Genomic DNA, 13,446 nt, shown 5'->3' with positions numbered 1-13,446 from the left:
CGCGAACGGGAACGGCGGGGCTCGGCCGGGGGATCAGACCCGCGGGCTGTTGTCGATCGTCGCGTCGGACAGTGCCCGGGCGAACAGCAGCGCCTGGGCCACCGTCTCCGGGCCGTCCCCGGCCTCGCTCACCCGCAGCGAGAGGTCGTCGGCCGTCGCCGAGCCGGTGTAGCCGTGGTCGGCCTCACAGTTCGGGTCCGAGCAGCCGGCCGGCTCCAGGTCCAGACGCTGCACCGCACCCCAGCCGATCGTCAGCACCACCTCGCGCGGCAGCGTTCCCGGCGTGTACGTCTCCGGGTTGGCCACCATCCGGCTCAGCACGACCGAGCCGATCCGGTCCAGCCGGACGCTCTCCGTCGAGGTCGTCGCGAACGGCACGGCGGGGCTGCCCGCGTCGCCCGACTGCTCGTCGGTGTGACTCACCACGAACCGGGTCGGGGTCAGCACCAGCACCGTCACGTGCCGACGCACCTCGTTGGAGTCGAACGTCGTCTCCTGGTGCACCAGGTAGGAGCTGATCGGCTCCGGGCCCACCGCGGACTCCACCGCCTCCGACACCAGGGCCGGGTAGTAGCCACTGCGCTCGATCGCCGAGCGCAGGTCCTGAGTGGTGGTGGTACCGGTCTTCGCCATAGCTCCATCCTGGCATGGTCCGCCGACGAAGCGGGCGGCGCGGCGCCGAGCTTCGGACATCAGCGCCAACGGGCAGGCGCAACCAAGGAAGGTTACAGCGTGCTCATCGCGCGCGGGCCCAGATCGCTGCGGACCGGCAGCGGTGCGACCCGCACCCGCGCCCCCAGGATCGCCAGCCCGTGCGGGGCGACGACCACCGGTTCGAGGTCCACCGAGGCGACCTCCGGAACGTCGTCCACCAACTGCGACACCCGCAGCAGCAGCTCCTCCAGCGCGTCGGTGTCCACCGCCTCGGCGCCGCGCCAGCCGAACAGCAGCGGCGCCGCCCGGACCTCCCGGATCAGCCCGGCGACGTCCTGGTCGGTGGCCGGGACGAGGCGGTGCGCCACGTCACCCAGCAGATCGGCGGGGGCACCGGCCAGGCCGAAGGACAGGATCGCGCCGACGGCCGGGTCGACGGTGGCGCCGATCACGGTGTCCACGCCGCGCGGGGCCATCCGCTGCACCACCAGCTGGGCCCCGGCGGCGCCGCCGAACAGGGCGTCCAGCTCGCGGTAAGCGCGGCGCAGGCCCGGCTCCCCGGTCAGGTCCAGCCGGACGCTGCCCAGGTCGGGGCGGTGGCGCAGGTGCGGGGCGGTCGCCTTCAGGGCCGCCGGGTAGCCGAGCTGCTCGGCGGCCCGGACGGCGGCCTCCTCGTCCGGAGCGGGCAGCGTCGGCGAGACGTCGATGCCGTAGCGGGCCAGCAGCAGCCGGGACTCGGCGTCGGACAGGGTGATCCGGGCGCCGCCGGGCTGGGTGCGCGCGGCGACCGCGGCGCGGGTGCTGAGCGCCGCCGCCACCAGGGTGCGGGCGCCGGGCTCGTCGATCCGGTCCAGGTCGGGGACGCGCGCCGTCTCCTCCGCCGCGGCGGTACGGCGGCGCCACTGGGCGTAGTGCACGGCGTGCGCGAGGGCGCGTACGGCGCGCTCGGGCGCCGGGTAGGCCGGGATGCCGCCGGGGCGCAGCCGGGTCGGCAGGTCGGTCAGGGCCAGGTGGGCCAGCACCAGGGGCTTGCCCAACTCCCGTGCGCGCTCACCCGCTTCGAGCAGGGCGGTGGCGATCTCCGGATCGTCCGAGCCCATCTCGGGGTCGTCCGGGCCGGTCAGCCGGCCGCCCATGAAGGCGTGCGCGGAGGTGCCGATCGGCGGGATGGCGACGGCGATCACCGCGTCCACGGCGGGATCGCTGAGCGCGACGTCCAGGGCGATCCGGAAGTTCTCGCCGGTCGCGGCGGTGGTGAGGTCGACGGGCGTGCGCGGACGCAGCCCCGCGCTCAGGCAGGCGTCGTAGGTGAGCAGGCCGAGGGAGTCGGAGTTGCCGACCACCGCGACCCGGTCGCCGGGCGGCAGCGGCTGCTGGCCGAGCAGCTCACCGGTGTCGAACAGTTCGGTGATGGTCGCCACCCTGGTCACCCCGGCCTGCTCGAACAGCGCGTCCACGGTGGCGTCGCGCAGGCCGGTGGCGGTGGCCGGGACGGCGTGGCCGGGCGGCAGGCTGCCGGTGTGACGGGCGCCCTTGACCACCACCACCGGCTTGGCGGTGGCCAGTCGGCGCGCGATCCGGGTGAACTTGCGGGGGTTGCCGAAGGACTCCAGGTAGAGCAGCACCACCTCGGTGTCCTCGTCCTCGGCCCAGTACTGGAGGAAGTCGTTGCCGGAGACGTCCGCGCGGTTGCCGACCGAGGCGAAGGAGGAGATGCCCAGACCGCGGCGGTGGGCGGACTCCAGCAGGGCCACGCCGACCGCACCGGACTGGCAGAAGATCCCGTAGCCGCCGCGGTCGGGCAGGTGCGGGGCGAGGGAGGCGTTCAGCGGGTGGTCGGGGTCGGTGTTGATCAGGCCGAAGGCGTTCGGGCCGATCACCCGCATGCCCGCCGCGCGGGCCTGGCGGACCAGGGCGCGCTGGCGGTCGCGGCCCTCCGGGCCGGTCTCCGCGTAGCCGGCGGTGACCACCACCAGGCCCTGCACGCCGTGCGCGCCGCACTCGGCGACGGCCGCCGGGACGGCGCTCTCGGGGACGGCGATCACCGCGAGGTCGACCGGCCCGGGAATGTCCAGAATCGAACGGTGCACCGGGACGCCGTCCAGCTCGGTGCCGGGCGGGGCGCTGCGGTTCACCGCGTACACGGTGTGCGGGGCGCCCTTGGGCTGGTACCGGCTCTCGAACTCGGTGTCGAAGCTGCCGAGCAGGTCACGCAGGAGGGCCCGGCCGACGGTCTGCGGGTTGCGGGAGACCCCGAGCACGGCCACCGAGCGCGGGGTCAGCAGCCGCTGCACCGAACGGGCCTCGGCGCGGTGCTCGCGGGCGCGCATCACGGCGAGCGAGCGGTCGGTCTGTTCGAGGTCGAACTCCAGGTGCACCACGCCGTCGGCGAAGCTGCGGCGCTGGGTGTAGCCGGCGTCGGTGAAGACCTTCACCATCTTGCGGTTCTCCGGCAGCACCTCGGCCTGGAAGCGGCGGATGCCCCGCTCCTGGGCCACCGCCGCGATGTGCTCCAGCAGGGCGGAGGCCACGCCGCGGCCCTGGTGGGCGTCCTGGACCAGGAAGGCGACCTCGGCGTCCGTGCCGTGGTCGGAGGGGCGGCCCTCGGCGTCGATCCGGTCGTAGCGGACGGTGGCGATGAAGTGGTCCCGGACCACCACGGCGAGGCCGACCCGGTTCACGAAGTCGTGATGGGTGAAGCGGCGGACGTCCTTGTCGGAGAGCCGCGGGTACGGGGCGAAGAAGCGGAAGTACTTGGACTGGTCCGAGACCTGCTCGTAGAACTCCACCAGCCGCCCGGCGTCGCCCGGGGTGATCGGCCGGATCCGGGCCGTACCGCCGTCGCGCAGCAGGACGTCGGCTTCCCAGTGCTGCGGATAGTCGGGTTGCGCGGGATTCGCCACCGCCGGGTCTTCCACAATCGTCAGGTTATCCGGCGGCGAGCCGGATGGCGCCGGGCGCGTGCCCACGGCAGGGTGGGCACGGCCACTGGCCGGGCCTTATGCCCCGAAAAGAAACAATCACAAGTCCCGAACGCGGCATCTCGCAGGGGTTGTCTGCGTGCAACACTGGTCTAGACAACACGGTCGTTTCCCCCGCTCCCCGAGCACGGCCGTGACCAGCTTCACCGGAAAGGCACGTCTCATGGCTGAGCGCCGCGTCACCATCGGTTGGGCCGAGGGCCTGCACGCCCGTCCCGCCTCCGTCTTCGTCCGGGCCGTCACGGCCACCGGCGTGCCGATCACCATCGCCAAGCCGGGCGGCAACCCCGTCAACGCCGCCTCCATGCTCGGCCTCCTCGCCCTGGGCGCCCAGGGCGGCGACGAGGTCATCCTGGCCTCCGACGCCCCCGACGCCGACGAGGCCCTCGACCGCCTCGCCAAGCTCGTCCAGGAAGGCCTCGACGAGCTCCCGGCCGCAGCCTGAGCCTCGCAGCCGCCCGATCGGGGTGTCGCCACATCGTGGCGGCACCCCGATCGGCTTGTCAGCCGGCGCCGTGGTTCGCTCAGCCCTTCACGCAGATCACCTGCTTGAGGTGCGCGACCACCTCGACCAGGTCCTTCTGCTGCTCGATGACCTTCTCGATGTTCTTGTAGGCGCCTGGGATCTCGTCCACCACACCGCTGTCCTTGCGGCACTCCACGCCCGAGGTCTGCTCGGCCAGGTCGCGCGTGGTGAACCGCTTCTTCGCGGCGGTGCGGCTCATCTTGCGGCCGGCGCCGTGGGAGGCGGAGTTGAACGCGGCCTCGTTGCCCAGGCCACGGACGATGTAGGAACCCGTTCCCATCGAACCCGGGATGATCCCCAGGTCGCCGGAGCCGGCCCGGATCGCACCCTTGCGGGTCACCAGCAGGTCGACGCCGTCGTACCGCTCCTCCGCCACGTAGTTGTGGTGGCAGCTGATGACCTCGTCGAAGGTGACCTTCGCCTTGGCGAACTCCCGCCGCACGACGTCCTGGAAGAGCGCCATCATGACCGCACGGTTGCGCTTCGCGTACTCCTGCGCCCAGAAGAGGTCCTGCCGGTAGTCGGCCATCTCCGGGGTCTTCGCCAGGAAGACCGCCAGATCCCGGTCGACCAGGCCCTGGTTGTGTGCCAGCGAGCGGGCGACGCCCATGTGGTGCTCCGCCAGCTCCTTGCCGATGTTGCGGGAGCCGGAGTGCAGCATCAACCAGACATTTCCTTCTGTATCGATGCAGAGCTCGCAAAAGTGGTTGCCCGCCCCGAGCGTTCCCATCTGCTGCATCGCCCGCTCACGGCGCCACTTGACCTCCTCCGCCACCCCGTCGAAGCGCTGCCAGAAGTCGTCCCACCCCTCCGCCCGGAAGCCGTGCAGCTTCGTCGGGTCGACCGGGTCGGTGTGCAGGCCGCGGCCGACCGGGATGGCCTGCTCGATCTTGGAGCGCAGGCCGGAGAGGTCGTCCGGGAGGTCCTCGGCGGTGAGGGAGGTCTTCACCGCGCTCATGCCGCAGCCGATGTCGACGCCGACCGCGGCCGGGCAGACCGCGCCCTTCATGGCGATGACGGAGCCGACCGTCGCACCCTTGCCCAGGTGGACGTCGGGCATCACGGCGAGGCCGTGCAGCCAGGGCAGGGAGCTGATGTTGCGCAGCTGCTGCAGGGCCTGGCCTTCGACCGTCGCCGGATCGGTCCACATCCGGATCGGTACCTGGATACCGGGCACTTCGGTGTACGTCATGGTGAACGACCTCCAGCGGTCGGGGAGTTCAGGAAGGAGAAGTGCCGCGCGAAAGAGAATCCCGGTGCGGCTCGGGGAAGTTCGGAAGCGGATGCGCTCAGGCAGCCGGAGCGGAACTGGGGAGATACGGCCTTGGGGAGCGTCGTCGTATGGTTCGCTCGACCCGCATGGTGACCGCCTCCCTTCGTTCTTCGCAGTTCGCACGTGTTGTGCGTCGGGGAACATCTATCCACGGAACGCCTCGGGCCCGCAATGGATTTAAAAACGCGTCCGGCCCGGCGGAGCGGGCGCTCCACCGGGCCGGACGGGAATCCGACGGGCGGATCAGCTGACGACGGAGACCTCGCCGATGCCGAGCGCCCGCACGTCCGCCTCGATCGCGGCGGCGTCGCCGACCAGCACGGTGACCAGGCGGTCCGGCGGGAAGGCCGCGACCACGGCCTCGGTGGCCGCGGCGGTGGGCAGTTCGGTCAGCTGCCGGTAGACCTCGGCCTGGTAGTCGTCGGCGAGGTGCTGCTCGACCTGGTCGGCCAGGGTGCCGGCGACCGAGCCCGCGGTCTCGTACTTCAGCGGCGCGACGCCGACCAGGAACTGCACGGCCTCGTCGCGCTCGGCGTCGGTGAGGCCCTCCGCGGCGAGGGTGCGCAGGATGGTCCAGGTGTCGGCGAGCGCGGGGGCCGTGGAGGCGGTGTCCACCGAGCCGCTGATGGCGAGCAGCGAGCGCCCGCTGCCGTCGGCGGCGGAGCGCAGCGGCTGGGCGAAGGCGCGGACGCCGTAGGTGTAGCCCTTCTCCTCGCGCAGGACGCGGTCGAGGCGGGAGGTGAGGGTGCCGCCGAGGCAGTAGGTGCCGAGGATCTGGGCGGCCCAGACCGGGTCGTGGCGGTCGGGGCCGATCCGGCCGATCAGCAGCTGGGTCTGGACGGAGCCGGGACGGTCGACGATGAGGACGCGGCCGTGGTCGTCGCCGGTGACGGGGGCGTGGGCGGAGGGCTCGGCGGCGGTGCCGGTCCAGGTGCCGAGGGTGCTCTCCAGCAGGGCGGGCAGGTCGACGCCGGTGAGGTCGCCGACCACCACCACGGTGGTGGTGGCGGGGCGCACATGGGCGTCGTAGAAGGCCTTGACGGCGGCGCGGTCGATCGACTTGACGGTGTCGGCGGTGCCGCTGCGGGGCCGGGAGAGACGGTCCGCCGCGTCGAAGAGCTCGGCGTAGAGGGCCTTGGCGGCGCGCCGGGCGGGGTTGGCCTGCTCGTGGACGATCTCGTCGAGCCGGTTGGCGACGAGGCGCTCGATCTCATCGGCGGGCAGGGCGGGGGCGCGCAGGGCGTCGGCGAGCAGGGTGAGGCCGCGCTGCAGCCGGGAGGCGGGGACCTCCAGGGCGACCCGGATGCACGGGTGGTCGGCGTGGGCGTCGAGGGTGGCCCCGGCGCGCTCGAGCTCGCCGGCGAACTCCTCGGCGGTGAGGGTGTCGGTGCCCTCGTTGAGGGCGCGGGCGAGGATGGCGGCGATGCCGTCGAGGCCCTCGGGCTCGGCGGCGAGCGGGACGTCGAGGAGGACCTCGACCGCGACCAGCTGCTGGCCCGGCCGGTGGCAGTGCAGCACCGTGATGCCGTTGCCGAGGGCGGCCCGCTCGGGGGCGGGGAAGGCCCAGGGGCTGGGGGTGCCGGGCTGGGGCTGGGGGTGGAAGGTCATCGCGGGGACGTAGTCGGTGCTCATACGGCGGCACCCTCCTCTTCGGAAGCGGCGTCGGAAGCGGCAGCGGTCGGCTCGTAGACGAGGACGGCCCGGTTGTCGGGGTGGAGCCGGGCCTTGGCGACGGCCTGGACCTCTTCGGCGGTGACGTCGAGGACCTTGGGGAGGGCGTCGTTCAGCAGCTTGGGGTCGCCGAACAGGACGGCGTAGCGGCAGAGTTCGTCGGCGCGGCCGGCGACGGTGGTGAGCCGGTCGAGCCACTCGCGCTCGATCTGGGCCTGGGCGCGCTCGAGTTCCTCGGGGGTGGGGCCTTCGGCGGCGAAGCGGGCGAGCTCCTCGTCGACGGCGGCGTCGATCTGGGCGATGGTGGCGTCGCCGGAGGTCTTGACGTCGAGCCAGCCGAGGCTGGGGGCGCCGGCCAGGCGCAGCAGGCCGAAGCCGGCGGCGACGGCGGTGCGGTCGCGGCGGACGAGCCGGTTGTAGAGGCGGCTGGACTCGCCGCTGCCGAGGATGGTGAGCGCGAGGTCGGCGGCGTCGGCCTCCCGGGTGCCGTCGTGCGGCAGGCGGTAGGCGGCCATCAGGGCGCGGGAGGGGACGTCCTCGGTGAGGTTCTGGCGCAGCTCGCGGCCGATGGTGTCGGGGAGTTCGCCGGAGCGCGGCGGCTGCTTGCCGTCGTGGGCGGGGATGGAGCCGAAGTACTTCTCGACCCAGGCGATGGTCTGCTCGGGGTCGATGTCGCCGACGACGGACAGCACCGCGTTGTTGGGCGCGTAGTAGGTGCGGAAGAACGCGCGGGCGTCCTCGAGGGTCGCGGCGTCGAGGTCGGCCATGGAGCCGATCGGGGTGTGGTGGTACGGGTGGCCGTCGGGGTACGAGAGCGCGGTGAGCTTCTCGAAGGCGGTGCCGTACGGGACGTTGTCGTAGCGCTGGCGGCGTTCGTTCTTGACGACGGCGCGCTGGTTCTCCATGGACGTCTCGTCGAGGGCGGCGAGCAGGGAGCCCATCCGGTCGGCCTCCAGCCAGAGGGCGAGCTCCAGCTGGTGGGCGGGCATGGTCTCGTAGTAGTTGGTGCGTTCGAAGCTGGTGGTGCCGTTGAGCGAGCCGCCGGCGCCCTGGACCAGCTCGAAGTGGCCGTTGTTGGAGACGTTGGCGGAGCCCTGGAACATCAGGTGCTCGAAGAGGTGGGCCAGACCGGTGCGGCCCTTGACCTCGTGGCGGGAGCCCACGTCGTACCAGAGGCAGACTGCGGCGACCGGGGTGAGGTGGTCCTCGGAGAGGACGACGCGCAGGCCGTTGGCCAGGCGGTGCTCGGTGATGGCGATGCCTCGGCTGGAGGCGGGGGCCGGGTTGGCCATGCGCTCGGGTCCTTCCCGTCGTCGATGTCGGGGTTCGTGTGGCGTCCCCCATTGTGGTGCAACGCGTGGGGGACGTGTTTGTGTCCGCGCGGAAGCGGCGTTCGCCAGGGGCGGAAGAGGGCCGCTGACCGGGAGTGTCGGCGGGAGGGTCCACAATGGGGGCGCCGTGCCCTGTCGGTCGCGCCCGGTTGACGGGTCGCGGCGGCAGGACGGTGCATCAGGACGGCACCGCCCGTCCGACGACCGGCGGCCGGCCGACAACCGGCCGCCGCCACAGCCAGCGACACGTAAGGGAGCCCCGCCGCGATGGCCCGCCGCAGTTCGCAGACCCCGCCGCCCGGAGACTTCGAGGAGCGGATCCTCGACGTCGACGTCGTGGACGAGATGCAGGGCTCCTTCCTGGAGTACGCCTACTCGGTGATCTACTCGCGTGCGCTGCCCGACGCGCGGGACGGTCTGAAGCCGGTGCACCGCCGGATCCTGTACCAGGCCAACGAGATGGGCCTGCGTCCGGACCGGGCGCACGTGAAGTGCGCGCGCGTGGTGGGCGAGGTGATGGGCCGGCTGCACCCGCACGGTGACGCGTCGATCTACGACTCCGTGGTGCGCATGGCGCAGCCGTTCTCGATGCGGCTGCCGCTGATCGACGGGCACGGCAACTTCGGTTCGCTCGGCAACGACGACCCGCCGGCCGCGATGCGCTACACCGAGTCGCGGCTGACGGCGGCCTCGATGGCGATGGTGGAGTCGATCCACGAGGACACCGTCGACTTCGGGCCGAACTACGACGGCAGCGAGCAGGAGCCGCTGGCACTGCCGGCCGCGTTCCCGAACCTGCTGGTGAACGGCGCGACGGGCATCGCGGTCGGCATGGCGACGAACATGCCGCCGCACAACCTGTCCGAGGTGGTGGCCGCGGCCCGGCACCTGATCAAGCACCCGAGCGCGGACCTGGACACGCTGATGCGGTTCGTGCCCGGTCCGGACCTGCCGACGGGCGGGCGGATCGTGGGCCTGTCGGGGATCCGGGACGCGTACGAGTCGGGCCGCGGCACGTTCAAGATCCGGGCGACGACGACGATCGAGTCGGTGACGGCGCGCCGCAAGGGCATCGTGGTGACCGAGCTGCCGTACAACGTCGGCCCCGAGAAGGTCATCTCGAAGATCAAGGACCTGGTCAACGCGAAGAAGCTGCAGGGCATCGCGGACGTCAAGGACCTGACCGACCGCGAGCACGGGCTGCGGCTGGTGATCGAGGTGAAGAACGGCTTCGTGCCGGAGGCGCTGCTGGAGCAGCTCTACAAGCTGACGCCGATGGAGGAGACCTTCGGCATCAACAACGTGGCGCTGGTCGACGGGCAGCCGCTGACGCTGGGGCTGAAGGAGCTGCTGGAGGTCTACGTCGACCACCGGTTCACCGTGGTGCGCCGGCGCAGCGACTTCCGCCGCCGCAAGCGCGAGGAGCGGCTGCACCTGGTCGAGGGTCTGCTGGTGGCCCTGATCGACATCGACGAGGTCATCGCGATCATCCGGTCGAGTGACAACGCCCAGCAGGCGAAGGAGCGCCTGATGGAGCGCTTCTCGCTGTCGGAGACGCAGACCGGCTACATCCTGGACACCCCGCTGCGCCGGCTGACCAGGTTCGACCGGGTGGAGCTGGAGCAGGAGAAGGCGAAGCTGCTCGCGGAGATCGCGGAGCTGACCGAGATCCTGGACTCGGACACCCGGCTGCGCAGCGTGGTGTCGTCCGAACTGGGCGCGGTGTCCAAGCAGTTCGGGACGGAGCGGCGCACGGTGCTGCTGGAGGCCGGGTCGGCCCCGTCGGCGGCGCTGTCGGTGCCGCTGGAGGTGGCGGACGACCCGTGCCGGGTGCTGCTGTCCTCGACGGGGCTGCTGGCGCGGACGGCGGACGGCGAGCCGTTCGAGCTGTCGGAGAAGCGGGCGAAGCACGACGTGATCGTGTCGGCGGTGCCGGCGACGGCGCGGGCGGACGTGGGCGTGGTGACGTCGGCGGGCCGGGTGCTGCGACTGCCGGTGATCGACCTGCCGGCGCTGCCGCCGATGCCGTCGCCGACGCTGGCGGGCGGCGCCGCGGTGGAGGAGTTCCTGCGGCTGGAGGCCGGGGAGCGGGTGCTGGCGCTGACCACGCTGGACGAGTCCTCGCCGGGGCTGGCGCTGGGCACGGTGCAGGGCGTGGTCAAGCGGGTGGTGCCGGAGTGGCCGGCGAACAAGGACGAGTTCGAGGTGATCGCCCTCAAGGACGGCGACGAGCTGGTGGGCGCGGTCGAACTGCGCACCGGCGAGGAGGACTTGGTCTTCATCACCTCGGACGCCCAGCTGCTGCGCTACCCGGCGGGGCAGGTCCGTCCGCAGGGCCGCCCGGCGGGTGGCATGGCGGGCATCAAGCTGGCGGACGGCGCGCGGGTGCTGTCCTTCACGGCGGTGGACCCGGCCGGGGACGCGGTGGTGGTCTCGGTGGCGGGCACCTCGGGCACGCTGTCCGGTGACGAGCAGACGTCCTGGAAGGTCACCCCGTTCGAGCAGTACCCGCGCAAGGGCCGGGCGACCGGCGGCGTCCGCTGCCAGCGCTTCCTGCGCGGTGAGGACGCGCTGGCGTTCGCCTGGGCGGGCGCCGCTCCGGCCCTCGCCGCCGGTGCCAAGGGCGCGCCGGTCGACCTCCCGGAGCGGGACCCGCGCCGGGACGGCTCGGGGACCCCGGTGACGGCGCCGATCGCGGTGGTGGCCGGCCCGGCGTGATGACCGGTCCGGGGGCGGGGTGTCTGCGGGCGCCCCGCCCCCCGACGTGTCCGGGGCCTCTCCCTCCGGCGCGTCCGGAGCCCCGCCCTCCGACGCGTCCGGGACCTCTCCCCGCGGCTCCGCCCGGGCCCCTTTCCTGCTCCGGGCCGGGCCGAACCGCTGAGGGTAGCCTTGCCCTGGTGAGCACCTGTGCGACCGTGTCGCGTGAACTTTCGGAGCCGCTGACCGCGACGGCGGCGGTCGCGACCACCTGGCTGCTGCTGGAGCAGAACGGCCCGTGGGGTGCGAAGGCGCTGGGCGAGAGCCACCTCGACGTGGCGATCGGGCGCGCCCTGGAGGCGGCCGCGGCGGGCACCGGCGTACGGGTGGCCCTGATCCGGCGGCCGGGCCGGCACGCGGACTGCCTGCCGACCGCGCGGCGCGAGGTGGTGGTGGCCCACACGGTGCCGGGCCGCGGCTGGGTGCGCCGGGCGCAGGTGGCGGATCCGGCGGGGCTGCTGGAGCTGGACTTCTCGGCCCTGGGCGTCGGCGACCACACGGGGTTCGGGGTGGAGCACGTCGGCGGCCCGCTGGCCCTGGTGTGCACCAACGGCCGCCGGGACCGCTGCTGCGCGCTGCTGGGCCGTCCGCTCGCGGCGGAGCTGGCGGCGGCCGGGCACAGCGAGGTGTGGGAGGTGACCCACCTGGGCGGGCACCGCTTCTCCCCCACGATGCTGGTGCTGCCGTACGGCTACGCGTACGGGCGGCTGACGCCGGAGAGCGCCAAGGAGGTGCTGGCGGCGACGGCGGCCGGGCACATGGTGCCGGAGTGGTCGCGGGGCTGCTCGGGCTGGGAGCGTCCGGGCCAGGCGGCCGAGCACGCGGTGCGGCTGGCGACCGGCGAGACCGGGGTGGACGCGCTGACCCTGGCGCAGCGGCCGGACGGCGCGGGCCGCTGGCTGGTGCGGGTGGTGCACCGGGACGGCCGGATCTGGGAGGTGGACGTGATCGAGTCGGTGAGCGAGCCGCCGCGTCCGGAGAGCTGCGGCAAGGCGGCGGGGACGCCGTCGCGGATGGACGTGCTCTCGGTACGAGGCGTGTAGGGCGAGCGAGGCGGGCAGGCCGAACGAGGCGGGCAGGGCCCGTCTCCCGGGTCCTTGCCGGGCCCGCCTGCGTCCAGGAGACGGCCCCGACGGCCCCGCGCCCGTGGGGGTGAGCGCGGGACCGCGGGCAGCAGGGCTCAGCCGGCGGCCTTGCCGACGAACTCGGTGGTGTACGTCCGGGACAGGTCGATCGTCCCCTCCTTGCCCTTGACGTCCGGGTGGAAGGCGGCGAGCACCGCGAGCACGGTCTTGGGCCCGTCGGCCGGCATCACCCCGTCGGTGGTGAACATCGGCAGGGTGGACTTGATCGCCGCCGCGTACTGTTCGGCGCCGCCCTGGGCGTAGTCGGCGGGCATCTTCGCGGCGATCTCCTCCGGGCTGTGGGTGGACATCCACTTGAGGGTCTTCACGAAGGCGCCGGCGAGCTTCTGGGTGGTCTCCTTGTTCTTCTCCACCCAGTCGGTGTTCATGTACAGCGAGGACGAGGGGTAGAGCCCGCCGAGTGCCTGGCGCGAGCCCTCGGGGGTGCGCAGGTCGTAGAGGATCTTGCCGAGGCCCTTGTCGAGGACGGCGGCGACGGTCGGGTCGGTGGTCATCCCGGCGTCGATGCTGCCCTGCTGGAGGGCGGCGATGAAGGTCTGGCCGGCGCCGACCGCGATCGGGCTGAAGTCGCTGACGGAAGCGCCGTTCTTGACCGCGAGGTACTTGGTGAGGAAGTCGGTGGAGGAGCCGATGCTGGTGACGCCGAGTTTCCTGCCCTTGAAGTCGGCGCCGGACCTGATGGCGTCGGCCTGTTTGGCGGAGACGAGTTCGACCTCGCCGGGGGCCTGGGCGAACTGGACCACGGACTCGACGTGCTTGCCCTTGGCCTGGAGGTCGATGGTGTGGTCGTAGAAGCCGACGGCGCCCTGGACGTCGCCGGCCAGCAGCGCGGTGGTGGCGTTGACGCCGGCCGGCTCGGTGAGCAGCTCGACGTTGACGCCGGCGTCGGCGAAGTAGCCGAGCCGCTGGGTGAGCATCGCGGGCAGGTAGATGACCTTGTCCAGGCCGCCGACCATGATCTTGACCTTGGGTCCGTCGACCTGCTGCCCGGCCGGGGCGGCGCCGTGGGCGGAGGTGGCGGCATCGTTGGCGCAGGCGGAGAGCGGGAGGACCAGGGCGGCGGCGAGGACGACGGCGGCTGATCTGCTGATCGGGTTCGAGCGCATCG

General features: G+C 72.8%; 9 protein-coding genes. 3 read left to right on the top strand and 6 right to left on the bottom strand.

Translation table 11 applies throughout. From position 1 onward, the window contains the following. Positions 1-33 precede the first annotated feature (33 nt). Both ACZ3YL_RS31445 and ACZ3YL_RS31440 read right to left on the bottom strand, forming a co-directional pair. The gene (locus ACZ3YL_RS31445) at positions 34-633 is read right to left on the bottom strand and encodes a DUF5998 family protein (RefSeq protein WP_188306087.1); all 600 of its coding nucleotides are present in this window, start codon (positions 631-633) and stop codon (positions 34-36) included. Between the two features lie 92 nt (positions 634-725). After that, positions 726-3,572, bottom strand: a complete 2,847-nt coding sequence (locus ACZ3YL_RS31440; protein ID WP_465660605.1) for a bifunctional acetate--CoA ligase family protein/GNAT family N-acetyltransferase — start codon at positions 3,570-3,572, stop codon at positions 726-728. A gap of 226 nt (positions 3,573-3,798) precedes the next feature. Here ACZ3YL_RS31440 and ACZ3YL_RS31435 point away from each other — a divergent pair, with 226 nt between their 5' ends. Then, positions 3,799-4,080: an HPr family phosphocarrier protein gene (locus tag ACZ3YL_RS31435; RefSeq protein WP_188306085.1), complete on the top strand. Its 282-nt coding sequence runs from the start codon at positions 3,799-3,801 to the stop codon at positions 4,078-4,080. 79 nt (positions 4,081-4,159) lie between these two features. On the opposite strand, the gene ACZ3YL_RS31430 is transcribed toward ACZ3YL_RS31435, so the two are convergent. The 3 genes from ACZ3YL_RS31430 to ACZ3YL_RS31420 form a co-directional block, all read right to left on the bottom strand. Then, positions 4,160-5,353: an RtcB family protein gene (locus ACZ3YL_RS31430; RefSeq protein WP_188306084.1), complete on the bottom strand. Its 1,194-nt coding sequence runs from the start codon at positions 5,351-5,353 to the stop codon at positions 4,160-4,162. Positions 5,354-5,677: 324 nt separating this feature from the next. Next, positions 5,678-7,042 (bottom strand): M16 family metallopeptidase, encoded by a 1,365-nt coding sequence (locus tag ACZ3YL_RS31425; protein ID WP_188306107.1) that lies wholly within the window; start codon positions 7,040-7,042, stop codon positions 5,678-5,680. 20 nt (positions 7,043-7,062) lie between these two features. Beyond that, a complete protein-coding gene (locus tag ACZ3YL_RS31420) occupies positions 7,063-8,397 on the bottom strand; it encodes a M16 family metallopeptidase (RefSeq protein ID WP_188306083.1) in 1,335 nt (444 codons plus the stop codon). A 306-nt stretch (positions 8,398-8,703) separates the two neighbouring features. On the opposite strand from ACZ3YL_RS31420, the gene ACZ3YL_RS31415 reads away from it, so the two are divergent. Beyond that, the gene (locus ACZ3YL_RS31415; RefSeq protein ID WP_465660603.1) at positions 8,704-11,154 is read left to right on the top strand and encodes a DNA gyrase/topoisomerase IV subunit A; all 2,451 of its coding nucleotides are present in this window, start codon (positions 8,704-8,706) and stop codon (positions 11,152-11,154) included. 179 nt (positions 11,155-11,333) lie between these two features. Further along, complete coding sequence (locus ACZ3YL_RS31410) at positions 11,334-12,236, top strand: sucrase ferredoxin (RefSeq protein ID WP_465660601.1); 903 nt, start codon at positions 11,334-11,336, stop codon at positions 12,234-12,236. Between the two features lie 137 nt (positions 12,237-12,373). On the opposite strand, the gene ACZ3YL_RS31405 is transcribed toward ACZ3YL_RS31410, so the two are convergent. After that, positions 12,374-13,444, bottom strand: a complete 1,071-nt coding sequence (locus ACZ3YL_RS31405; RefSeq protein ID WP_465660599.1) for an ABC transporter substrate-binding protein — start codon at positions 13,442-13,444, stop codon at positions 12,374-12,376. Between the last annotated feature and the right edge of the window lie 2 nt (positions 13,445-13,446).

The sequence above is a fragment of the Kitasatospora sp. NPDC023176 genome (genome assembly GCF_055560495.1).
This window is presented reverse-complemented; position numbering and strand designations above follow the sequence as displayed.